Origin of the sequence: Vibrio fluminensis (genome assembly GCF_015278125.1) — a bacterium.
Lineage (GTDB): Bacteria > Pseudomonadota > Gammaproteobacteria > Enterobacterales > Vibrionaceae > Vibrio > Vibrio fluminensis.
The window spans coordinates 57,488-81,828 of the sequence record NZ_JADILO010000019.1 but is presented as its reverse complement, the minus strand read 5'-3'; the positions used below and the strand labels follow the sequence as shown (position 1 = coordinate 81,828).

Sequence of the window (24,341 nt, the reverse complement as noted above, 5' to 3'; positions counted from 1 at the left end):
GATTAAGTATTATTTTGCAAAATTAGGTTTATCCATGAGTAACATCACCCTTCCAGATTACTTAACCTTCGCAACTGAATTGCAATCTGCGGGCTTAGCCGTTAATCCATCAGAGCTACATGGCCTATTGACGGGCATGTTGAGTGGCGGTTTGAGTTTAAGTGATAAAAGCTGGCAACCGCTGATTTTTGACTACACCAGTGAAGGTATGGGATGGCCTGATAAAGTATTGAAGTTTGCACAGCAGACTTTAGATGTGACGACCAAAGAGATCACTGGCACCGATATGGAGCTTGGGCTATTACTGCCAGATGAAGAGGCGAGTGCAACCCTGTTTGACTTGGCGGATGGCGTAGCCGATTGGGTGAATCATTTTATTTCCGGTCTGGGTTTAGTTGCAGCAGATCTAAAGAAAGCATCGACTCAAGCGAAAGAGGCTCTGAGTGATCTTGAAGAGATTGCTAAACTCGGTATTGATGAAGAAGATGACATGCAAGAGCAAGCCGTATTGCTGGAACAAGTGATTGAGCATATTAAAGTGTGTGTGTTGACTATTCACGCTGAGTTTGGACAAAAGCCGGCTCCTCAAGAGCCAGCGCCAACCATTCACTAAGTGGGTTTTGTAAAATGAAGCAGTTTGATGTGGTAATTGCTGGTGGCGCAATGGCAGGTATGACGCTTGCTTTGGCACTGGATACATTATCAAAAGGAAAGCTCAGCGTTGCTGTTGTAGAGCCATTTCCTGTTGATCACCAAGCTCACCCAGGGTTTGACTCTCGCTCTATTGCGCTTTCATTCGGCACTGTACAGATTTTACAGCAATTGGAGTTGTGGCAAGATATTGCGCCTGTCGCGACAGCAATCAAACATATACATGTCTCTGATCGCTCTCATGCAGGTATGACGGAGATAGATCATCAGGACCTCAATGTGTCGGCATTGGGTTATGTGGTTGAGTTGGCCGATGTTGGTCGCATTTATCAGCAGAAAATCGCTCAGTGTGCTCAGATTGAATTACTCAGTCCAGAGGCGGTTGAAACGGTTGAGCGAACACAAAGCTACAATGTAGTCAGTCTGAAAAGTGGTCAGCAGTTACAGTGCAAACTGTTGGTGGCTGCTGACGGCGCTATCTCTTCTTGCTGTGAGCAATTGGGTATTGCCCTAAGTGAACATGACTTTGACCAAGTCGCCGTTATTGCCAATATCTGCACCGAACAAGCTCATCAAGGGCGTGCCTTTGAGCGCTTTACATCGCAAGGGCCGGTGGCATTACTGCCAATGAGTGATAATCGAATGTCTTTGGTATGGTGTCTTCGTCCTGAAGCAGCCCAACAAGTGCTGCAAATGAACGATGAGGCATTTCTCGAACAGCTGCAATACGATTTTGGTTGGCGTTTGGGGCGATTAACGCAAGTTGGCACTCGCGCCAGCTATCCGTTATTGCTGCGTTATCGTGAGCAGAATACTTCACATCGATTTGCGATTGTCGGCAATGCTGCGCAAACCTTGCACCCGATTGCGGGTCAAGGCTTTAACTTAGGTATTCGTGATGTTGCGAGCCTAGCTGAACAGATGATGGCGTCTTTAGAGGATGTCGGTGCTTATTCGGTATTAAGTGCGTTTAAGCAGCGCAGAGAAAGCGATCGCGTCGGTACTATTACCTTGACATCATCCTTGGTACATCTATTTTCCAATGATTACCTATCGCTACGTATCGGTCGCAACTTAGGCTTGGCGTTGATGGATAATCTTCCTCCGCTCAAAGCCCCATTACAGCAAAGAACATTAGGTTTAGTTGCGCGTTAGCGCTAAGAAGGATTTAAATACATGATGCAAAGCGTAGATATTGCCATTGTTGGCGGTGGCATGGTTGGTTTAGCTCTCGCGGCGGCGCTCAAAGACTCTGAGTTACGAATTGCGATTATTGAAAGCCGTGCTCCGGATAACGAGTTGCAAGAATTACCAGACGTGCGTGTGTCAGCCTTAAGCCGCTCTAGTGAAACCATTTTACGTAACCTCGGGGCTTGGCAAGGCATTGTTGACCGCCGCGCTGCACCCTATATGGCGATGGAAGTGTGGGAGCAAGATAGCTTTGCGCGTATTGAGTTTGATGCGAAGAAAATGGCTCAACCGGACCTTGGTCATATTGTCGAAAACCGCGTGATTCAATTGGCATTGCTAGAGCAGGTGCAAAAACAAAGTAATGTTACCTTGTTTATGCCAGCACAGTGTCAAACCATGGCAATTGGCGAAAGCGAAGCTTGGTTAACTTTAGATAATGGGCAATCACTCACGGCAAAATTGGTAGTGGGGGCGGATGGCGCTAATTCTTGGGTTCGTCGCCAGCAAGATATTCCTCTGACTCATTGGGATTATGGTCACAGTGCATTAGTTGCCAATGTTTGGACTCAAGAGCCACATGAGAAAGTTGCGCGTCAAACTTTCACCCCGCAAGGACCGCTTGCCTTTTTGCCAATGAGTGGTAGTCAGATGAGCTCTATTGTGTGGTCAACCGAACCAAGCCGCGCTGAACGTTTGGTCGCGATGGACAAACTTGAGTTTAACAAAGCGTTGACTGCGGAATTTGGTGCTCGCCTTGGCATGTGTGAAGTGATTGGTGAGCGTTTCGCTTTCCCGTTGAAAATGCGCTATGCCCGTGATTTTGTCACTGAGCGAGTGGCGCTTGTTGGCGATGCGGCACACACTATTCACCCACTCGCGGGGCAAGGTGTGAACTTAGGTCTACTCGATGCGGCCAGTCTTGCTCAAGAACTGATTGCTTTGTGGCAAGCAGGACAAGATATTGGCACTAAACGTAATTTACGTGGCTATGAGCGTTGGCGTAAAGCCGAAGCAGCAAAAATGATTGCTGCGATGCAAGGCTTTAAAGACTTGTTTGAAGGCGATAACCCAGCCAAGAAGCTTATTCGTGGTATTGGGATGAAGCTTGCTGGTCAATTGCCTGGTGCGAAAGATGAAATCATGAAGCGTGCATTAGGGTTAAAAGGTGATTTGCCGGAACTAGCCAAGTATTCGCTTTCTTCGACAGAATTCTAGTATAAAAAACGGGTTGGCATGGCCAACCCGTTTTTTTTAATTCTTTATCACGCTACGCGTATGCGCAACGCAACTTCATAATTTCCTGATTTACTTCTTTGACAGCTTGATAGTGTCTTCGCTCTGCTCTCTCTGGAAGGATAAGTTTACCGTTATCAAACTCAAACTTACCGACGCCATAGATATAGATTCTTCCTTTAAATAGCCGACTTACGTGTTTAGCAATCATACTTGGTGTATAGCGCTTAAACAGTCTCATAAATGTATCCTTCATGTTTAGCAAGCACTGGGATTATACGTATTCCCTATTTTAAAAAGTGTGATAGTAATGGGGGAATGTGCAGTTATTTGTAACAAGTTGGAGATTTGTGTTGCTGTATGCAAATCTACCGACGTATCTCCAAATTAGCGTGACTTTTACCTCATAATTGTTCTGTAGCAGGAACTGAAATTTATACGTAGTGGAAGTGGCAGTAGACCACTTTTAGATGACAAGAATAAGAATAGTACAACAAAGGTTTATCTTGTTAAAAAAAGGTAAATTTTTAGACAAAAAAAAGCCCGCTTCAGGCGGGCGAATAGTCACAGATGCATTACACAAAAGAGAATATCTTCAGTTAAGTAGATTTCCTCTTTTTACTATCAACATTGTATTGGCACGATGAGAGCCTGAAAAAAGGGGGCTTGCTCATAAAGTTACCGTAATGTGAATAGTGTTACTAGAATAGTACAAAAAACACCCAGCGACTATATATGCGAACATTGTGAATAAAAATTTGTGGTGTAAATGGCATTTATTGTGGTTTTGATCCCATTTGTAGTGAACTTAATTAGCGACAAAAGATGCTAAGTGTGATCTTTAACGACATATGTTAGCAAAGGTTGGTTCGCAAAGCTTAACAAGATCTTGGCATTGGAGGGCGATTCCGGCCATATTACTGCCGCTGCTAATCGTGACTTCGGTTTCGTCTAACAAGCGTGGGTCAAAGATGATTGGCATCGGTTGTTTGAGTAATAAAGGGGTCACGGTACCAATTTGATAACCAGTAATGTTTTCAACATCGTTTAGGTCGACACAAGTCATACGGCGGCAGTCAAGCAGAGCGCGAACTTTCTTCGGATCGACGGATTGATCGCCAGGAACACATGCCAAGGCATACAAGTCCCCCATATCTCGGAGCAAAATCGCCTTGACCATCTGCGCGGGTCGGATGCCGCGCTGAGTGGCGGCATCTTCAATACTGACTGCTGGCCTTGTATGCATCAGCAGGCGAAATTCAATCTGCTGCAGTTCGAGATAGCGAGTCAGTGTGGTAGCAAAGGGGTTATTCGTCATCAAGTGAGTAAGGCAGAGGTTGCATTGTCCAAACCGATTTAGGTTGGCTGGCCAAACGTAGTTGAGTCTCTGGCTCAAGGTTGTTGGGTAATATCACCAAACCAATGGTATCACCATCACTAAAGCGGTAGTGAGCCAACAGTTTACCTGCACCTCGCCAGTTATCGCCCACGGCTCGTTCAAGTTCAGTTTGCTCGCCCAACTCGTTGTCGGTATGACCTTTGACAATGAACATTCCGCGTTTGTTGATGCCACGATATTTGGCACGGGCAACGGTTTCTTGACCGGTATAGCAGCCTTTCTTAAAGCTAATACCGTGTAAAGCGTGTAGGTTTAACGCTTGTGGAATGTGTTCTGCTTGCTCTTCTTGCTCGACAATCGGCAGTGCAGCTTCAATATCGAAACGACGCCATAAAGATTCAGCAACTTTTTCAGCAGAAGAGTTCTCAACTATTTCAGTTGCTGCATTTGGTTCAATGACTAGCAGCCAACGTTGCTGATCAATACGCACAGCTGTCCCGCCATTGATGGTGCGTACATCACCTTGCTCGTCACTCAATCCATCGACAAATTGCGAGCTATTATTGCCCATCACGCCAAGTAAGATAGCATCACTTTGTTCAATTTCGACTTTAGAGAAAATGGCGTATTTCTTAATTTCGCTTAACTGCTTTTCAATCGATGACTTAGGCTGAAATAAAGCGTAACCGCCTTGATGATGGAATATGCGGAAAATAGACCAGACTTTACCTTTTGCATCACATTGTGCACCCAAGGTTGAATGTGCTTTATCAAGTTGCACTACGTCACACGTTACCTGACCTTGTAGGTATGACTTTGCGTCATTACCGATCAGCGTTACAACGCCCCATGAATTTAGATGGGTCAGCATAAGATCTGGAAGAGTATCGCTGGCTTGGTGCGATAGAGGAGCAAAGTCATTAAGCCAATCCATAGTGTTTTCCTTGGTAGTGTTGCCAAAAAACAGATAGTTGAATGTTACTTGTATCGCCAAATAACCTCAAGAAACTTGGCTTTACCTATCGTTGTGCTGCATTGATTAAATGGGTGCGGTTACTGCAAATCACAAGGTGTGCGATCCCACACAAAGTGTGACAGTTGTGTGATTGAACTAGTAGAGCTCAAAGGACATGCTTGTTACACTCGAGGCAAAGCAATATGTCAGGTGAGGAATGATAATGTACACCGCAGAAGAAAAAGCGCGCATTAAATGGGCATGTCGACGTGGCATGTTAGAACTGGATGTCGTCATTATGCCGTTTTTTGAAGAGTGTTTTGATGCACTAACAGAGACAGAACAACGAGATTTTGTATCACTACTTGAGTGTGATGATCCAGATTTGTTTTCTTGGGTAATGGGTCATGGTCGCAGTGAGAACCTAAGCCACGCGTCTATGGTCGATAAAATTGTTGCCCACAACCTCAGCAAAGTTCGTTAAGCTTTCGCTCAAACCAAGTAATTCTTCTCCGCAGGTCAATGCCAGTGTGTTGGTGTTGGCCTGCTGTTTTATTGCGACCAGTTCACTTCCTCTTGTTGTTAGCAGTACTTTTATTCTTTGGCTATTACGCTACGGTAATCGTGTTGGATTATTGATACCTTCGCTAGTCGGCGAGTTAACTTTCCACACGACGGGACGGGTGATTGTTAATGGTCAAACTCAGTATCTACAAAATACCGTTTTGATTTTTTCCGAGGTTTTATTGCTTGTTCGTTTGGATCGACAATGGTTTTTGTTGTGGCGAGATAGCATGGAACCTGAGTGCTATTGGCGCTTGTTACTGTTATTAAAAAAGGAGCCATAGGCTCCTTTTTGCAATACTTGCTTAATATGCTTAGGACTTAAGTTTTTCAGGTACCAAGATTGTTGGGCCGCTGTTTTCTGCAAGTTCAGGGTAATCGAGAGTGTAGTGCAAGCCACGGCTCTCTTTACGCTCCATTGCACAGCGCACCATCAACTCTGCCACTTGCAGTAAGTTACGTAGCTCTAACAGATTGTTAGATACACGGAAGTTACTGTAGTACTCGTGAGTTTCTTGTTGCAGCATTTGGATGCGGCGCAGAGCTCGCTCAAGGCGTTTGTTAGTGCGCACGATACCCATGTAATCCCACATAAATAGACGCAGCTCATGCCAGTTATGCTGAATAATTACTTCTTCATCACTGTTGCTTACTTGGCTCTCATCCCAGCATGGTAGTGCTGGTGGCATATCAATATTGTGGAAGTTATTGATGATATCGCTCGCTGCTGCCGCTGCATAAACCACACACTCAAGCAGAGAGTTTGAGGCCATGCGGTTTGCACCGTGCAGACCGGTGTAGCTTACTTCGCCAATCGCATAGAGGTTTTGCAAATCAGTGCTACCTGATTTATCGACCATAACACCACCACAAGTGTAGTGAGCTGCAGGTACGATAGGAATCGGCTCTTTGGTCATATCGATGCCCAAATCCATCAGGCGGGTGTAGATGGTCGGGAAGTGCTTCTCGATAAACTCAGCTGGTTTGTGGCTGATGTCTAAGTACATACAGTCTGCACCTAGACGTTTCATTTCGAAGTCGATTGCGCGAGCAACCACATCACGTGGTGCCAGTTCAGCGCGCTCATCGAAATCGGGCATAAAACGAGAGCCATCAGGGCGACGTAGGTACGCGCCTTCGCCACGCAGTGCCTCTGTTAATAGGAAGTTACGCGCTTCTGGGTGGAACAAGCATGTTGGGTGGAACTGGTTAAACTCTAGGTTGGCTACACGACACCCTGCACGCCACGCCATTGCGATACCGTCACCTGAAGAAACGTCTGGGTTTGAGGTGTATTGGTAAACTTTTGATGCACCACCAGTCGCGAGTACGACAAATTTACTGCGTACTGTTTCTACATGCTCTTGATTGCGGTTCCAGATATAGGCACCAATCACTTTCTTATTGTCACCACCGATCTTGTCTTCAGTGATAAGGTCAAGCGCATTGTGGCGTTCTAATACCGTAATGTTTGGGTGGTTATGAACGTTATCTTGCAGTGATGTTTGCATTGCCATACCTGTTGCATCAGCTGCGTGCAAGATGCGGCGGTGGCTATGACCACCCTCACGGGTTAGGTGATAGCGAGGTTTCTCATCACTGTCATTTTCAACACGGTCAAAGGGTACACCACCATCAATCAGCCATTGCACACACTCTTTAGCGTTTTCTGCGATGAATTTTACTGTCTCTTCTTCACAGATCCCGCCTCCGGCGATTAATGTATCTTCAACATGAGAATCGATACTGTCTGATTCGTCAAAAACGGCTGCGATGCCGCCTTGAGCGTAGTAGGTTGCACCTTCACTGCGTGGTCCTTTACTTAACACAATGACTTTGCCGTGCTCGGCAACACGCAACGCTAACGATAGACCGGCAGCACCACTACCTATCACTAACACATCACACTGATGTTCACGGTTTGCGTTCATAAAAGTTTTAAAATCCTGAGTTATCGTAGAGTGGTCTCACTCTACCGAAGTCAAATCGGAAACAATAATAACACTCCATACACCGTAATTGTGTTTTATTGTCGTTGCTTTTCGCTCACATCGTCCTCACAATCTAGCTAAAGACGGCGTTGAATTCCCACTTCCTAAAGAAAAATGAAATTTCTTTGAACTTTCAATATTTCCCTTGGTCACAATAGTGCTCAAGTAAGCAGTGGTGTCAATACTACATTTTGCATAATTAATACTCATATCTGCGTAAGGTACGAGTTTAAAACAATAGGAGTACCCGCTCGAATGAACGAGCAACTGACCGATCAAGTATTAATTGAGCGAGTTCAGAGTGGAGATAAGCAAGCATTCAATTTATTAGTTTTGAGGTATCAAAACAAAGTCTGCAATCTTATTTCTCGTTATGTCAGTAACCCGGGAGATGTGCCTGACGTAGCGCAAGAAGCATTTATTAAAGCTTATCGAGCAATACCTAGTTTTCGTGGCGAGAGCGCTTTTTATACTTGGTTGTATCGTATTGCTGTTAATACTGCTAAGAACCACATTGTGGCGCAAAGCCGCAGGCCTCCAGCGCAAGATGTGGATTCTGAAGAAGCTGAATATTACGAAAATGGCAGTGCATTAAAAGAAATATCGAACCCTGAGAACTTAACGTTGTCCAAGGAATTGAAACAAGTAGTTTTCAGTGCGATAGAAGCACTACCCGATGATTTAAAGACTGCGATGACTCTACGTGAGCTGGATGGCTTGAGTTATGAAGAGATCGCCGCGGTGATGGATTGCCCAGTAGGAACGGTACGTTCGCGTATTTTCCGTGCACGAGAAGCGGTGGAGAAAAAAATCCAACCCCTTCTGCAACGCTAGTAGCAACTTTAATGGTGAAGATAATGGCTGACAAAGAGAAACTTTCAGCACTCATGGATGGAGAGTTGGTCGATAAGGCTTTCATTGCGGAGCTAGAAAATGACCAACAAGGCTTAGATGCTTGGAAGAACTATCACCTTATTGGTGATGTACTTCGCGGCGAAGCTCCAGCTAAGCCTGAGTGGAATATTGCTGAAAGCGTTGCTTTAGCGCTAGAAAATGAGCCTGCTCATACGCCGTTTAGAACGGACAATGTCACGGATATCAATGACGCTCATATTGAGTCTCAACCGACTCCGCAAGTAGCAAAACGTTACTTGCCAACGTGGTTAACTCAATTTGGCCAAGTTGGTATAGCGGCTTGTGTGTCTCTGGCAGTGATACTAGGCGTTCAGCAGTATGGTGAGAATCCAAACGCTGAAGCAGACCAATTGCCTGTACTACAAACGGTACCTTTTTCTGGCAGTGCGGAGCCCGTTAGTCTGACGCGTGAAAGCGTTGAGCCTGCGGCGAAAAGCGATCTTAATGTTCAAGAACAACGCCGTCGCATTAATGCGATGTTGCAAGACTATGAGCTACAATTAAGACTTCATAGTGGTAGTTCTGTCGATCATAGTGTCGACCCAGATACGGTAATTGAATGAAAAAAATCCTGATCAGTGCGCTGACACTGTTCAGTTTGACTTCTCCAATGGCCTTTGCAGATGAAAAACCTGCAGAGGCTTTGTTGCATCAAATGAACGAAGCCAGTCAGCAACTTAATTTTGAACTCTCTTATATCCTGATTAAGAAAAATAGCATTGAACCTTTGCTTTATCGCCATGCACGTAACGCAGAGGAGCAGTTTGCGCACCTTGTCTATCTTAGTGGTCCAATTCGAGAGGTGATTCGCCGCGGTAATGAGGTGAGTTATATCGAGCCTGGTGTGGAACCGTTTACCATTGAGTCTGGTGAAATGGTGGCACCAACCATTCCTATGCTCAACTCGGATGTTGATGAGCTTAGTGAGTATTACGACTTCATTCCAGTTGGGCGTGCGCGCGAAGCCGGTGCGGCTTGTCAGGTGATTCGTGTGGTACCTAAAGATGGCTTGCGTTACAGCTACATCATGTGGGTGGATGAGAAAACCAAACTGCCACTGCGTGCCGATCTTATTGACCGTGATGGCGAAGTGCTTGAGCAGTATCGTACGATTTCTTATAACGTGAATGATCACCTTGCAGAGATGATGAGTGGCTTAAATGATGTAAAACTGCCACAAGTTATCTCGCTACCGAAAGGGCAGGTGAAAGAGTCGTTCTGGACTGTGGGTTGGATTCCGAAGGGGTTTGAAGCCAAAGATCTTAATCGCTACCGCATGGCGGTAACTGATCGTATGGTTGAAAGCCAAATGTACAGTGATGGATTGTTTAGTTTCTCTATCTATATTTCCCAGCGTGATGACCATTCGTTGAAAGGTCAGATTGTTCGCCAAGGTCGACGCACATTGCACACTTTTGTTAGTGGCAATGCAGAGATCTCAGTGGTAGGTGATATTCCTCCTGCCACCGCTAAACGCATCGCACAATCGGTAACGATCACCTCATCGCAAGAGAAGTAAGCTTATGATGACTGCATTGGCAACTGTTTCGGCAGTGACCCAAAAATCATCAGGGTATGATGTAGAGCTAAGTTGCGAGCAGCAAACTAGCTGCTCCAGTTGCTCATCACAAAAGAGTTGTGGAACCGGTATAGTATCGAAAGCCGTGGGTAATAAAGTGTTGCGTTGGCACCTTTTTACTCAGCAAGTACTCAAAGTTGGCCAAGTGGTCGAGATTGGCATGGCGGAAAAAAGTTTACTGCAATCAGCAGCGATCGTGTACCTCACGCCTTTGTTTGCATTGATCCTAGGTGCAGCGCTTGCACATGTGGTTATTGCCCCTTTGTTAGGCTTTGGTGAAGGTGCGGTGATATTACTTTCAGCCGTGTTTGTCGCTGGGGGAATTGCCCTCGCGAAACGCTTGGCAGCGCGCATAGAGCGACAATCGTCGCAACAAGTCATATTATTAAGAGTATTGGGAGAACCTATCCAATGAAATACCCAAGTGACTTGGGGATCAAAATTGGATAGAATCTGCCAACTTGATTGAAATGCCGTCAAACGACGGCTTTCTTATGTCCTATTTTACAGAGTTTAGTCACCCCAAATCATGAAGCACATTCGTAACTTTTCGATTATCGCCCACATCGACCATGGTAAGTCGACCCTATCTGACCGTCTGATCCAAGTTTGTGGTGGTCTAACCGATCGCGAAATGGCAGAGCAAGTTCTTGACTCAATGGATCTTGAACGTGAGCGTGGTATCACCATTAAATCTCAGAGTGTGACTCTTAACTACACAGCGAAAGATGGTGAAATTTACCAGCTTAACTTCATCGACACTCCAGGACACGTAGACTTCGCTTACGAAGTTTCTCGTTCACTGGCAGCGTGTGAAGGTGCACTATTGGTGGTTGACGCAGGTCAGGGCGTTGAAGCGCAAACACTGGCTAACTGTTACACCGCAATTGAAATGGATCTTGAGGTTGTGCCAATCCTAAACAAGATTGACCTTCCTGCGGCTGATCCTGAGCGTGTAGCAGAAGAGATTGAAGACATTGTAGGCATCGACGCTGTTGATGCTACGCGTTGTAGTGCAAAAACCGGTCTAGGTGTTGACGATGTTCTAGAAACTATCGTAGCTAAGATCCCTGCGCCAGAAGGCGATGAGGATGCACCTCTACAAGCACTAATTATCGACTCATGGTTCGACAACTACTTAGGCGTAGTGTCTTTAGTACGTATCAAAAATGGCGTACTGAAGAAGAACGACAAGATCAAAGTAATGAGTACGGGTCAAACTTGGGGTGTAGACCGTTTAGGTATCTTCACACCAAAACAAGTCGACACTGACGTACTTCGCACAGGTGAGGTAGGCTGGGTTGTTTGTGGTATTAAAGACATCCTAGGTGCACCAGTAGGTGATACGCTAACGCTTGCGAAAAATGGCAGCGAAACACCATTACCAGGCTTTAAGAAAGTAAAACCTCAGGTTTATGCGGGTCTATTCCCAGTATCATCTGACGATTACGAAAACTTCCGTGATGCACTAGGTAAACTAAGCCTAAACGACGCATCGCTATTCTACGAGCCAGAAAACTCGGCGGCACTAGGCTTTGGTTTCCGTTGTGGTTTCCTTGGCATGCTGCACATGGAAATTATCCAAGAGCGTCTAGAGCGTGAATACGATCTTGACCTAATTACTACCGCTCCAACAGTAGTATACGAAGTTGAAAAAACGGACGGCGAAATTTTCTATGTAGATAGCCCAGCGAAACTGCCAGCGGTGAACGATATTGAAGAGATCCGTGAGCCAATCGCACGCTGTAATATCCTGGTGCCATCTGACTACCTAGGTAACGTAATCACACTATGTGTTGAGAAGCGTGGTATTCAAGTAGACATGGTTTACCATGGTAACCAAGTGGCTGTGACTTATGACATCCCAATGGCAGAAGTTGTACTGGATTTCTTTGACCGCTTGAAGTCAACCTCTCGTGGTTATGCATCACTAGATTACAACTTCCAACGTTTTGAAGCATCGAACATGGTACGTGTAGACGTATTACTAAATGGCGATAAAGTGGATGCATTGGCATTGATCACTCACAAAGATCAATCGCAAACTCGCGGTCGTCAATTGGTTGAGAAGATGAAAGAATTTATCCCTCGTCAAATGTTTGATATCGCAATTCAAGCGGCGATTGGTAACCACATCATCGCTCGTTCTACCGTGAAACAGCTACGTAAGAACGTACTGGCGAAATGTTACGGTGGTGACGTGAGCCGTAAGAAGAAACTGTTGAAGAAGCAGAAAGAAGGTAAGAAACGTATGAAGCAGATCGGTAACGTAGAGCTGCCTCAAGAAGCGTTCCTAGCGATTCTTCATGTTGGTAAAGATTAATAAATTGAGCACACGCTCAGAATAATAATCAAAGTAAGTGAAAGGGTTTCGGCTCTTTCACTTTCGCGTTTTTGAAAGTAAGGGAAGTCAATGGCGAATACTTTTTCACTTATCCTCGTGCTGGTAACTTTGGTGACTGGTGTGGTTTGGGCGCTTGAGAAGCTCGTGTTTGCGAAAAAACGTCAGCTAAGGCTAGCGGAAGTGGAAGCTCAAACTAATGAGTTGGATGCGGCGACCATTGAGAAAGTCAAAGCTCAACCTTGGTGGATAGAAAATAGTGTTTCGATCTTCCCTGTAATTGCAGCGGTATTGGTGCTGCGCTCATTTATCTATGAGCCGTTTCAAATTCCATCAGGCTCAATGATGCCGACCCTATTAGTGGGCGACTTCATCTTGGTGGAGAAGTACGCATACGGTCTAAAAGATCCGGTATGGCGCACGCAACTGGTTGAAACGGGCAAGCCAGAGCGTGGTGATATTGTGGTATTTAAATACCCGCCACAGCCAAGCATTGACTACATCAAACGTGTGGTTGGCTTACCAGGTGATATCGTTCGCTATAGCCAAGACAAGCAAGTTTGTATTCAAAAACCGGGTGAAAATAGCTGTAAACCAGTCAAACTGTTTAATGTTGAAGAGAGCCCATTTGTACAAAATGGCGTGCCTATGATGCAGATGAGCGAACAACTAGGGCAGCAAGAACACCAAATTCTCGTCAATCCACTACGTCGTGACCGTATTGAAGCTTATCAGCCTCGTCCGGGTGTCAATGAGTGGGTTGTACCAAAAGGTCAGTACTTTGTGATGGGTGATAACCGTGACAACAGTGCAGACAGCCGCTACTGGGGCTTTGTTCCAGAAGCTAACTTAGTCGGTAAAGCCGTGGGTATCTGGATAAGCTTTGAATTTGAGCGCAGTGACGACAGCATTTTACCGACTTGGATTCCTACAGGTGTGCGTTTCAACCGCATTGGTGGGATTAACTAAATTTCGTTGATTTTGACGCTGCAATTAGGTGCCTTTTTATCTTATTGCAGCGGCAATGATCATTGAGATTACTAAATTGATTAATGAGAGAGTATGAATTCTCAAATCGCAATACTAGAGAAAAAGCTTGGTTACAGCTTTAAGCAAGCTGAGCTTATCAATCTAGCACTGACTCACCGCAGTGCTAATGGTAAACACAATGAACGTCTTGAGTTTCTGGGCGATTCAATTTTAAGTTTTGTTATTGCTGATGATCTCTATCACCGTTTTCCTAAGGTAAACGAAGGTGATATGAGCCGTATGCGTGCAACGCTTGTGCGTGGTAACACATTGGCTGAACTGGGGCGTGAATTTGTTCTAGGAGATTACTTAAAATTAGGTCCAGGTGAGTTGAAGAGTGGCGGTTTCCGTCGTGACTCAATTCTTGCCGATGCTGTTGAAGCCATCATTGGTGCTATCTATTTGGATAGCGACATTGAAACGGTGCGTGGCATTGTGCTGAGCTGGTACCAAACTCGCTTAGACGATATTAAGCCAGGTGTATCGCAGAAAGACCCGAAAACTCGCCTTCAAGAGTTCTTGCAGGGTCGCAGAAAACCTCTGCCAGTCTACACAGTGACTAATATTAAAGGTGAGGCACACAACCAAGAGTTTACTGTGTCGTGTGAAGTTGCAGGTATCGGATCACCTGTAATTGGTAAAGGTACCAGTCGTCGCAAGGCAGAACAGGCGGCTGCGGAAACGGCATTAGAGCAATTGACCAATGGCTGATTCAGATAACAACGAATTTGATATCGATGCATATTTTGCGTCGGGTACTGAGCAAGTAACCAACTCGCCAGAAAACCAACACTGTGGTTTTATCGCGATTGTTGGACGTCCTAACGTAGGTAAATCAACGCTACTGAACCGAATTTTGGGTCAGAAGATTTCGATCACTTCACGCAAACCTCAAACGACACGCCACCGTATTATGGGCGTGGATACTGAGGGTGATTACCAAGCGATCTACGTGGATACCCCAGGGTTACACATCGAAGAAAAGCGCGCGATTAACCGTTTGATGAACCGCGCGGCAAGCTCATCGCTGAGTGATGTAAACCTAGTTTTCTTCCTTGTTGATGGTACGCACTGGACCAACGATGACGAAATGGTGTTGAACAAATTGCGCAACGCTAACTTCCCGGTTGTCCTGTGTGTCAACAAAGTCGACGTAGTTAATGACCGCAATGATGTAATGCAGCACATGATGGAAATGTCGAAGAAGATGGACTTCGTTGACGTTGTGCCAATCTCAGCAAAACAGGGTAAGAACATCGAAGTACTGCGTAAGCACGTACGTGATCACCTACCAAAAGCGGTACATCACTTCCCTGAAGAGTATGTGACTGACCGTTCTCAGCGCTTTATGGCGTCTGAGATTGTACGTGAAAAATTGATGCGCTTTACTGGTGAAGAGCTGCCTTACTCAGTGACGGTTGAAATCGAACGTTTCGACTACAACCCAGAAACGGACGGTTTCCACATCAACGCGCTGATCTTAGTTGAGCGTAGTGGTCAGAAGAAAATGGTGATCGGTAAAGGTGGCGAGAAAATCAAAACCATCGGTCGCGAAGCTCGTCTTGATATGGAAGAGTTGTTCGGTCGTAAGGTTTACCTAGAAACTTGGGTGAAAGTGAAATCGGGCTGGGCTGACGATGAGCGTGCTCTGCGTTCTCTAGGCTATATCGACGATTTATAATAGAGTGAAGCACGAGTGCTTCGCTCCGAATTGAAACTAAGGGAGCCGTAAGGCTCCTTTTTGTTATCCGACACCTTATTGCTACTTAATTTAGGTACCTATGTCCTCAGAAGGTTTACAGCGTTGTTTTGTGTTGCATCGTCGCCCTTACAGTGAGTCGAGTTTAATTCTCGATGTTTTTAGTGAGGAGTACGGTCGCGTCACTATCATGTCCAAAGGCGCACGCAGTAAGCGCTCAAATCTTAAAGGGGCACTGCAACCTTTCACGCCACTGCTATTGAAATGGTCGGGCAATGGTTCGATGAAAACCCTACGCCAAGCAGAACCGATCAGTTTAGGCTTACCTCTTACCGGCATTAATCTCTACTCAGCGATGTACGTCAATGAATTGATTGGACGGGTATTGATGGCGGAAATACCGATGCCAGGACTGTTCCATGATTACCTTCATGCCCTCACTGAACTGGCTCAAGCGGATAATCCTGAACCGGCGCTAAGACGTTTTGAACTCGCGCTTTTGGCGGCAATGGGCTACGGTGTTGATTTTTTACACTGCGCAGGTAGCGGAGAACCGATAGATCCGACGATGACTTATCGGTATCGTGATCAGAAAGGGTTTATTGCATCGGTCAGGCTTGATAATCTCACGTTCAAAGGTGATGAACTGATCGCGATAAGCGAACGAAGATTTATAACCAAGCAACAATTACAAGCCGCAAAGCGCTTTACTCGTATCGCGTTGAAACCTTACCTCGGCGGCAAACCTTTAAAAAGCAGGGAGCTATTTCTTTCAATGGTTCCCCGAGCACGGAGTATTAGAACATGAGCTCAATTTACCTAGGTGTTAACATCGACCACATCGCTACGCTACGTAATGCACGCGGAACTAAGTATCCAGATCCTGTGCACGCAGCTGAAATTGCTGAGCGTGCTGGTGCCGATGGTATTACAGTGCACCTACGTGAAGACCGTCGCCACATCAAAGATCGCGATGTACGTATCCTACGTGAAACCCTACAGACACGTATGAATCTAGAAATGGCGGTAACTGATGAAATGGTTGAAATCGCCCTTGAGACTCAGCCAGAGTACGTGTGTCTAGTGCCAGAGAAGCGTGAAGAGCTCACCACTGAAGGTGGTTTGGACGTAGTGGGCCATTTTGAAAAAGTGAAAGCCGCGACAGAAAAACTGACGGAAGCAGGCATTAAAGTATCACTATTTATTGATGCAGATCGTGCTCAGATTGATGCGGCAAAAGCGTGTGGTGCGCCATTCATTGAACTGCATACGGGTCACTACGCTGATGCAGAAACAGAAGCAGAGCAACAAGCAGAGCTGAAAAAAATTGCAGCCGGTGCGAGCTATGCAGCAGGCCTTGGTATTACGGTTAACGCAGGTCACGGCTTGACTTACCATAACGTACAGGCGATTGCAGCAATTCCTGAATTTTACGAGTTAAACATCGGCCACTCTATCATTGGTCGAGCGGCGTTTGATGGCCTTGAAAAAGCGGTTCGTGATATGAAAGCGCTAATGGTAGAAGCGCGTAAGTAATCAATGGCAATTGTAGGCTTAGGTACTGATATTGCGGAAATAGAGCGAGTGGAAAAAGCCCTCGCTCGAACGGGTATTGCCTTTGCAGAGCGAATCCTTACTCCTAAAGAAATGGTTCGCTTTGCACAAATAAAGCAGCAAGGGCGCTTCCTCGCTAAGCGATTTGCCGCCAAAGAAGCGGCCTCTAAAGCGCTGGGGACGGGCATTGCGATGGGGGTTACTTTCCACGATTTTACCATCGCAAATGACGAGCTGGGTAAGCCTTACCTGACGTTGAACAATAAGGCGTTAGAGTTGGCAACCAAGATGCAAGTTAATCATATTCATCTTTCGATATCTGATGAGCGCCAATACGCGGTCGCGACTGTGATATACGAGAATTAGCCTGAATTACAAACGTTTGATAGCAAAAGAGCGCGATACTCGCGCTCTTTTTTATGCCGACATTATTCCATCAACGCTTAGTTTTGCGGTTCTAAATAAGGCTGCGCACTGGCGCTGACCTTTTCCATTTCATCTTGCAGCTCAAACAGCTCTGGCTCGATATCTTCAATGCTTTGTCCTGAACGCAACGCTTTTTCGATGGCGGCACAGACCTTCTTCAAGCGTGGCACGCCAGAGTAGGAGCAACTGCCATGCAGCTTATGTACGTGGTGGATCAATTGTTCGATGTCGAACTCTGATTCTTCTAGAGCTTGCTCAACCACATCACTCACTTCAGGGATATACTCGATCAGCATTTTCAGCATATCGCGCGCAAGATCTTCTTTGTTGGCAGCTTGTTTCAGTGCTAACTGCCAATCTATGATCATGTCGCTGTGTTCTGCATTGTTGCTGTGCGTCTGTACAATTGGTTCACCTTGCGCTGGAAGGTTGAGCTTTTCTAATTCGCTTGAATTCGTGTGCGGATTCCAGTGCATTAACACTTGCTGCAGGACATGCTCTTCAATCGGTTTGGTGAGGTAGTCATCCATGCCTGCTTTGAGTAGACGATCTCGCTCGCCACTCATGGCATGCGCGGTAACTGCAATCACCGGGGTTTTGGCATTGAACGAGGTGTTTTTGATCTTGCTGCACGCCGTGACGCCATCCATATGTGGCATCTGAATATCCATCAAAATAATATCAAAGTTGCGTTGCTGGGCTTGTCGCAATGCATCCTGACCATTAGTACAAGAAATTACCGTCTCAACCCGTTCTTCTAGCAGGGCGCTGATCAGTTTCAAGTTGGCAGGGTTGTCATCTACAGCCATTACAGTCAGTGGTAATCGCTCGCTAAACACCACTTCTTGTTTGATCTCAGGTAAGCTCTCTTGGTTTGCCGCTAGCGTTTGCAGCAATTTCTTATGTGACAATGGCTTAGTGATGCAGTGGATTTGGTACTTCTGGATCAGATGATCGGACAGTGCCAGCATCGTACTCGGTGTCCCCACCACCACATGCGGCGCACATTTCAGTGCTTTTTCAACTAAAGCCTCCACTTTTGTCACTTCGTTCGAGCGATTTGGTGGCAGGTTGAGTAGCACATAGTCAAATTTTTCCACTTCTTCAGGCATCGAAGATCGATAGGTCACAACCAGACCATACTGCACCAACATTTGACGAGTAATCGATGCGGCTTGCATATTCGGTTCAACCAACAATAGCGATCGTTGGTTAAGAACATTTGCTTCGATAAGTTCGCTCATTGGCATATCGGCAATATGCAGGCGTAGGGTAAACCAGAAAGTCGAACCTTGGTGTAAGCGACTGGTTAGGCTGATTTCGCCGCCCATTTGGCTGACCAGTTTTTGCGTGATAACTAAACCAAGTCCGGTCCCGCCATAGCGGCGTGAAATACTTGCATCAGCTTGACTAAATGCCTGGAATAGCTGCGCTTGTTGACGCTCTGAAATGCCGATACCTGTATCACGCACCATAAATTGTAGCTCGATGAGATCGTCTTTTTGCGAGCGTAGCTCGACACTGATATCGATATTGCCGCGCTCGGTAAATTTAATCGAGTTACCAACTAGGTTAGTCAATACTTGTTGGATACGTAGTGGATCGCCAACGATTCCTTTTGGCACTTTCGGATCAATCTTAAGTGTAATTTCCAACCCTTTTTCATGGGCGCTGGTGGCTTGTAGGCTGACCACTTCTTCCAGCGTGTCTTGGAACTCAAATGGAATGTTTTCTAGTGCCAGTTTGCCCGCTTCAAGCTTCGAGAAATCGAGGATGTCATTGATGATAGTCAGTAAGTTATTCGCTGACTTTTCGATAGTTTGCAGGTAATCCGTTTGGCTATTGGTTAGCTTGGTTTTGAGCATCTGACGAGTAAAACCAATTACCCCGTTGAGCGGGGTACGTAATTCGTGTGACATATTGGCTAAGAACTCGGATTTTACGCGGGCTGCTTCTTGAGCACGCTTTTTCGCGATATCCAGCTCAACGTTTTGGATCTCAAGCTGCTCGAGAGTTTCGCGCAAATCGGACGTCGCTTGGTCGATACTATGCTGCATCTCGACATGGTATTCTGATAGCGAGACCGCCATGGCGTTGATACCATTTTTCAGCTGATCAAGCTCACCATGCATTTTACCTTCGATACGCACATCTAGGTGACCACGGCGAATTCGGTCAACCATATTTTTCATGTGACGAATTGGGCGAGTCACGTCATGCATTAAGCGGAAGGCGAAGAAAGCCGATAGCCCAAGACCGGTTAACAGTACTAAGAATGACGCGAAGATCTCTTGGTATTGCTGTAAACGAAGTGACGAAAGGTCTAACTCGATCGAAATATAACCAAGAGCAGGGTTGTTTTCCTTGCCGCGTGGGCTAGACAAAATGCCTGACTCACTGATGATGGGGGCACGTAATACCAGGGTATTGTCTGTTAGGTTTGACGTGACCAACAACGGGATCGGTTCATTGCGCGGAAAGGTTAGAGACTCAAAGCTTGGGTGAAAGTTTGAAGTCACAAACAGCTCATGATTGTAATTAAATACCGCAATACTGCGCACAAACTTAGAGTTCTTACGGTGGGCATAGCTGATAATACGGCGCACTGATTCACGGCTATTATTTTTTAAGCCTTCTTCGCTGGCGATTGCCAACGGTTCAATAATGCTTAGACCTGAGTTAATAACCTGTCTTTCCAAGTCATGGTAGCGGTTAAAAGAGAAAATTGCGCTCAGAAGTAAGCCAATGATGAGGGTTGGCGCTAGAGTAAGAGTAATTACGCGGGCGCGTAAGCCATATCTGGTCATTATTGTCTAAACATCGTGGTGTGGATGTGGGAAAATAAGCAAAGTTTGATTCAAACCATTAACAAATTGTGGGGATCAACTAAACTCGCCGTCAAAATGATAAGCATAATCAACCCAAGCGGCACAAACAATGACTCAGACGCGAAAAGGTGACGTCTGAGGAGCAAATCAAGTTATTCATTACAGGCACAGAGCATGGCGCGTTTTTTCCAACCAAAGAAGAAGACTCAATTAGATACCAAACACCAACTAGTTACGGTGGAAAAAATCGATCACCAAGGTGTGGGTATCGCTTATCAGTCTGGTAAACCAATGTTTATCGAAGGTGCCCTGCCAAACGAGCAGGTTGTGGTACAACTGATCGAATCTAAGAGCAAATTTGCTCGTGCTAACTTGATTAAAGTGCAAACCGCCAGTTCTGAACGCATCAAAGCATTTTGCCCTCATTACCATGAGTGTGGTGGCTGTAACTTACAGCACCTCGAAGAACCTGCGCAGCTAAAATACAAACAACAGGCCTTGTCAGGGTTGATGCGTAAGTTTGCCGGACAAACACTAGAGCTAAGTTCACCTATCACAGGTGAAAGTTTGGGTTACCGTCGTCGTGCACGTATCAGTGTGATGCTGGATAAGAAAACGCGCAAACTGCAGTTTGGTTTTCGCCGTAAGCAAAGCAAGCAGATTGTCACGGTAACCAATTGCCCAGTATTGGATAATGACCTTAATGCGATGTTGCCAGAGTTGTATCAACTACTTCAAGGCTTTAGCCGTCAGGAATCGATTGGTCACGTTGAACTGGTGAAAGGCGATAACACTAACGTAATTGTGTTGCGCCACTTAAAGCCGTTGACCAACAAAGAGCAGCAGCAACTAGAAAGCTTTGCCTCACAACACCAGGCTGCGCTCTACTTGATGCCGCAGGCGGAACAGTTGGATTTAGTGGTGGGTGAAGAGGCGCATTACCTTGAGGCGGGGGTCACGATCCCATTTGCGCCGAATAACTTTATTCAGGTCAACCAAATGGTGAACCAGAAAATGGTGGCACAGGCGCTAGCATGGCTGGAGCTTGATAAACAAGACCACGTACTCGACTTGTTCTGTGGTTTAGGTAACTTCAGTTTGCCGATGGCAAAGCAGGTTAAATCGGTGGTCGGCGTGGAAGGCGTCGATGCAATGGTGGAAAAAGCGACGCAAAATGCTCAAGTTAACCAGATAGACAATGTATCGTTCTACCAAGCAAACTTGGCTGAAGATATGTCAACACAGCCATGGGCCAGTGAAAAATTTGATAAGATACTGCTCGATCCAGCTCGAGCTGGCGCAAGTGGTATAGTAGAGCAACTTTCTAGTTTAGGCGCACGCCGTGTAGTATATGTTTCTTGTAATCCTGCTACATTGGCACGAGATAGCCAAAGCTTGCTAGAACAAGGCTACCAGTTGGAGAAACTCGGTATGCTAGATATGTTCCCTCACACGGGACACCTTGAGTCAATGGCATTATTTGTCATGCGCTAGGTAAATAAAAGTGAACTAACACAGGCTGTGATAGCCTATAAGACATGGTTAGTCGGTAGATAAAAATCATTACTAGGACGAAAAAGATGGTTGCGGTAAGAAGCGCGCATTTAAATCAAGATGAACAGTTTGAGCTAGATAAGTGGATTACTAGCTTAAAGCAGGAACAACAAACTGCTCAGCGCTTAACACAAGTTTATCATCAGTGTGAACAATACCTTCAAGGTAACGAGAACGCTCCACTGTTGCTGTGGCGTGGTCGAGAGATGATTGAGATCTTGATTACGTTATCGATGGATAAACCAACGCTAATTGCAGCGTTGCTGTTCCCATTGGTTTCCAGTGGCGCGTTGCAGCGCGAGAAACTTGAAGAAGATTTCAGTAACGAGATCATCAAATTGATTGATGGTGTCGAAGAGATGGCGGCACTAGGTCAATTAAACGTGACCCTAGAGGGTAGTGCTGCGTCTGCTCAAGTCGATAATGTGCGCCGTATGCTGCTGGCAATGGTTGATGACTTCCGGTGCGTAGTCATCAAGTTGGCAGAGCGTATCTGCAACCTTATCGAAGTGAAAAAAGCCCCAGACGAAGTACGTCGCGCGGTAGCAAAAGAGTGTGCCAATATTTATGCGCCACTTGCGAACCGTCTTGGTATCGGTCAACTTAAGTGGGAAATCGAAGATTACGCTTTCCGCTACCAACAGCCTGAAACCTATAAGCAAATCGCTAAACAGTTATCTGAGCGTCGCATTGTCCGTGAGCAATACATCAAAGATTTTGTTGATGATCTTCTCCAAGAGATGAAAGTCTCAAGTATCAATGCAGACGTCAGTGGCCGCCCAAAACATATCTACAGTATTTGGCGCAAAATGAAGAAAAAAGGCTTAGAGTTTGATGAGCTTTTTGATGTTCGTGCCGTGCGTATTATAGCCGACAAACTGCAAGACTGTTACGCCGCGCTTGGCGTAGTACACACCAAATATAAGCACCTGCCAAACGAGTTTGACGACTACGTTGCTAACCCAAAACCAAATGGTTATCAGTCGATTCATACCGTTGTCTTAGGACCGGAAGGTAAAACCATCGAGATTCAGATCCGTACTAAAGACATGCACGAAGATTCTGAATTAGGGGTAGCAGCACACTGGAAATACAAAGAAGGTGGCAGCGGCCGCAGTGGTTACGATGAGAAGATCACTTGGTTGCGTAAACTTCTGGATTGGCAAGAAGAGATGTCAGACTCGGGCGAAATGCTTGATGAAGTGCGTAGCCAAGTATTCGACGATCGCGTGTACGCCTTTACGCCACGCGGCGACGTAGTCGACCTGCCAATGGGTGCAACACCACTCGATTTTGCTTACCACATCCACTCTATGGTCGGCCACCGCTGCATCGGCGCCAAGGTTGGTGGGCGCATCGTGCCATTTACCCATAAACTGCAAATGGGCGATCAAGTTGAAATTATCACCCAGAAAGAGCCCAACCCTTCGCGAGACTGGTTAAATCCATCAACAGGGTTTGTCACCTCAGGGCGTGCGCGTGCCAAGATTAACGCTTGGTTCCGTAAACAGAGCCGTGAGAAAAATCTCGAAGCAGGCCGTGAGATCCTCGAGCAGGAGCTGGCGAAAATCGGTGCAACACTGAAAGATGCCGAACAATATGCGCTCAAGCGTTTCAACATGAATACCTCTGATGAGCTATTCGTCGGTGTAGGTAGTGGTGATTTGCGCATCAACCAAATCATCAATCACATCAATGCACTGGTAAACAAACCCACTGCTGAGGAAGAAGATCAGCAAGCGCTCGAGAAGTTGCGTGAAGCAGAGAACAAACCATCCACACCAACCCGTCCAAACAAAGATGCCGTAGTGGTTGAAGGGGTGGATAACCTGATGACACACCTAGCGCGCTGTTGCCAACCGATTCCAGGGGATGAAATCAAAGGTTACATCACCCAAGGACGCGGTATTTCAGTACATCGAGCCGATTGTGAACAGCTTGATGATCTGCGTCATCACGCGCCAGAACGTATCATAGATACCGTCTGGGGCGCCGGTTTTGCAGGCACCTACATGCTGACCCTACGTGTCGAGGCAATGGAGCGCAGTGGTCTTCTTAAAGAGATCACCACTCTGTTTGCCAACGAAAAGGTGAAAGTAAACAGCATGAAGAGCCGCGTCGATTACCGCAACCAATTGTCGATCCTAGATTTTGATCTAGAGGTCAGCAATATTGAGGTGGTGAATCGTTTGATTAGTCGGGTTGAGCAGATTAAAGATGTGATGCTAGTTAAACGCCTCGGCTAAATTTTTCGTCGTATTTGGCTGTATCTCGTTGTTGTCTAAGTTGATTTCGCTCCATCACATAGTGGACTATGTTCAGGAGCCGAAATCAACTAGCCGCCTAGAGCTAACAGCCAACTACTTAGAAAAATAGTTAGAGTGGTGATTTTTTTATTGGCTGCCTAGCTACGATGCCAAATCTATAGCGAAAAAGATGTACTGTGCGAGCTAACAGTCAACTACTTAGAAAAATAGTTAGAATGGTGATAT

General features: G+C 45.9%; 22 protein-coding genes. 17 read left to right on the top strand and 5 right to left on the bottom strand.

Going from position 1 to position 24,341, the window contains the following annotated elements; genetic code table 11:
* Window positions 1-34 precede the first annotated feature (34 nt).
* Genes IRQ95_RS13735 through IRQ95_RS13725 form a run of 3 tightly spaced genes read left to right on the top strand, consistent with a single transcriptional unit; the run spans window position 35 to window position 3,057 of the window.
* Complete coding sequence (locus IRQ95_RS13735; protein WP_194437464.1) at window positions 35-613, top strand: YecA/YgfB family protein; 579 nt, start codon at window positions 35-37, stop codon at window positions 611-613.
* A gap of 14 nt (window positions 614-627) precedes the next feature.
* Complete coding sequence (ubiH, locus tag IRQ95_RS13730) at window positions 628-1,806, top strand: 2-octaprenyl-6-methoxyphenyl hydroxylase (protein ID WP_194437463.1); 1,179 nt, start codon at window positions 628-630, stop codon at window positions 1,804-1,806.
* Between the two features lie 21 nt (window positions 1,807-1,827).
* Window positions 1,828-3,057: an FAD-dependent 2-octaprenylphenol hydroxylase gene (locus tag IRQ95_RS13725; RefSeq protein ID WP_194437462.1), complete on the top strand. Its 1,230-nt coding sequence runs from the start codon at window positions 1,828-1,830 to the stop codon at window positions 3,055-3,057.
* Between the two features lie 52 nt (window positions 3,058-3,109).
* Here IRQ95_RS13725 and IRQ95_RS13720 read toward each other — a convergent pair whose 3' ends face one another.
* The 3 genes from IRQ95_RS13720 to ygfZ form a co-directional block, all read right to left on the bottom strand.
* The gene (locus IRQ95_RS13720; RefSeq protein WP_075649679.1) at window positions 3,110-3,316 is read right to left on the bottom strand and encodes a DUF1107 domain-containing protein; all 207 of its coding nucleotides are present in this window, start codon (window positions 3,314-3,316) and stop codon (window positions 3,110-3,112) included.
* Between the two features lie 600 nt (window positions 3,317-3,916).
* A complete protein-coding gene (locus tag IRQ95_RS13715; protein WP_194437461.1) occupies window positions 3,917-4,393 on the bottom strand; it encodes an aminoacyl-tRNA deacylase in 477 nt (158 codons plus the stop codon).
* A complete protein-coding gene (ygfZ, locus tag IRQ95_RS13710; RefSeq protein ID WP_194437460.1) occupies window positions 4,383-5,348 on the bottom strand; it encodes a tRNA-modifying protein YgfZ in 966 nt (321 codons plus the stop codon). The genes IRQ95_RS13715 and ygfZ overlap by 11 nt, the downstream gene beginning before the upstream one ends.
* Window positions 5,349-5,592: 244 nt before the next feature.
* Here ygfZ and IRQ95_RS13705 point away from each other — a divergent pair, with 244 nt between their 5' ends.
* Window positions 5,593-5,853 carry an FAD assembly factor SdhE gene (locus IRQ95_RS13705; RefSeq protein ID WP_114766103.1) on the top strand — a complete coding sequence of 87 codons (261 nt, stop codon included), beginning with the start codon at window positions 5,593-5,595 and terminating at the stop codon, window positions 5,851-5,853.
* 394 nt (window positions 5,854-6,247) lie between these two features.
* On the opposite strand, the gene nadB is transcribed toward IRQ95_RS13705, so the two are convergent.
* Window positions 6,248-7,864: an L-aspartate oxidase gene (nadB, locus tag IRQ95_RS13700; RefSeq protein WP_194437459.1), complete on the bottom strand. Its 1,617-nt coding sequence runs from the start codon at window positions 7,862-7,864 to the stop codon at window positions 6,248-6,250.
* A gap of 315 nt (window positions 7,865-8,179) precedes the next feature.
* Between nadB and rpoE the strand changes: the two genes are divergently transcribed.
* From rpoE to acpS, 11 genes are all read left to right on the top strand, one after another.
* Window positions 8,180-8,758 carry an RNA polymerase sigma factor RpoE gene (gene rpoE / locus IRQ95_RS13695; protein ID WP_075649684.1) on the top strand — a complete coding sequence of 193 codons (579 nt, stop codon included), beginning with the start codon at window positions 8,180-8,182 and terminating at the stop codon, window positions 8,756-8,758.
* 23 nt (window positions 8,759-8,781) lie between these two features.
* Window positions 8,782-9,402, top strand: coding sequence for a sigma-E factor negative regulatory protein (locus tag IRQ95_RS13690; protein ID WP_194437458.1), 621 nt, complete (start codon window positions 8,782-8,784; stop codon window positions 9,400-9,402).
* Window positions 9,399-10,358, top strand: coding sequence for a sigma-E factor regulatory protein RseB (rseB, locus tag IRQ95_RS13685; protein WP_194437457.1), 960 nt, complete (start codon window positions 9,399-9,401; stop codon window positions 10,356-10,358). Before IRQ95_RS13690 ends, rseB begins: the two co-directional genes overlap by 4 nt.
* A 4-nt stretch (window positions 10,359-10,362) precedes the next feature.
* On the top strand, window positions 10,363-10,833 hold the full coding sequence (locus IRQ95_RS13680; protein ID WP_194437456.1) for a SoxR reducing system RseC family protein: 471 nt from the start codon (window positions 10,363-10,365) through the stop codon (window positions 10,831-10,833).
* Between the two features lie 114 nt (window positions 10,834-10,947).
* Window positions 10,948-12,741 (top strand): translation elongation factor 4, encoded by a 1,794-nt coding sequence (lepA, locus tag IRQ95_RS13675; protein WP_075649688.1) that lies wholly within the window; start codon window positions 10,948-10,950, stop codon window positions 12,739-12,741.
* Between the two features lie 90 nt (window positions 12,742-12,831).
* Entirely contained in the window at window positions 12,832-13,728 is an 897-nt protein-coding gene (gene lepB, locus IRQ95_RS13670; RefSeq protein ID WP_075649689.1) for a signal peptidase I, read from the top strand.
* A gap of 93 nt (window positions 13,729-13,821) precedes the next feature.
* Window positions 13,822-14,499, top strand: a complete 678-nt coding sequence (gene rnc / locus IRQ95_RS13665; protein ID WP_194437455.1) for a ribonuclease III — start codon at window positions 13,822-13,824, stop codon at window positions 14,497-14,499.
* Window positions 14,492-15,469: a GTPase Era gene (gene era, locus IRQ95_RS13660; protein WP_194437454.1), complete on the top strand. Its 978-nt coding sequence runs from the start codon at window positions 14,492-14,494 to the stop codon at window positions 15,467-15,469. The genes rnc and era overlap by 8 nt, the downstream gene beginning before the upstream one ends.
* Before the next feature lie 100 nt (window positions 15,470-15,569).
* Window positions 15,570-16,295, top strand: coding sequence for a DNA repair protein RecO (gene recO, locus IRQ95_RS13655; RefSeq protein ID WP_194437453.1), 726 nt, complete (start codon window positions 15,570-15,572; stop codon window positions 16,293-16,295).
* A complete protein-coding gene (gene pdxJ, locus IRQ95_RS13650; protein ID WP_194437452.1) occupies window positions 16,292-17,023 on the top strand; it encodes a pyridoxine 5'-phosphate synthase in 732 nt (243 codons plus the stop codon). The genes recO and pdxJ overlap by 4 nt, the downstream gene beginning before the upstream one ends.
* Before the next feature lie 3 nt (window positions 17,024-17,026).
* Window positions 17,027-17,407 (top strand): holo-ACP synthase, encoded by a 381-nt coding sequence (gene acpS, locus IRQ95_RS13645; protein ID WP_194437451.1) that lies wholly within the window; start codon window positions 17,027-17,029, stop codon window positions 17,405-17,407.
* 77 nt (window positions 17,408-17,484) lie between these two features.
* On the opposite strand, the gene barA is transcribed toward acpS, so the two are convergent.
* Window positions 17,485-20,274, bottom strand: coding sequence for a two-component sensor histidine kinase BarA (gene barA / locus IRQ95_RS13640; protein WP_194437450.1), 2,790 nt, complete (start codon window positions 20,272-20,274; stop codon window positions 17,485-17,487).
* Between the two features lie 195 nt (window positions 20,275-20,469).
* Between barA and rlmD the strand changes: the two genes are divergently transcribed.
* Together rlmD and relA are read left to right on the top strand one after the other, a co-directional pair.
* Window positions 20,470-21,789 (top strand): 23S rRNA (uracil(1939)-C(5))-methyltransferase RlmD, encoded by a 1,320-nt coding sequence (gene rlmD / locus IRQ95_RS13635; RefSeq protein ID WP_194437449.1) that lies wholly within the window; start codon window positions 20,470-20,472, stop codon window positions 21,787-21,789.
* Window positions 21,790-21,875: 86 nt separating this feature from the next.
* Window positions 21,876-24,095, top strand: coding sequence for a GTP diphosphokinase (gene relA / locus IRQ95_RS13630; protein ID WP_194437448.1), 2,220 nt, complete (start codon window positions 21,876-21,878; stop codon window positions 24,093-24,095).
* Window positions 24,096-24,341 lie beyond the last annotated feature (246 nt).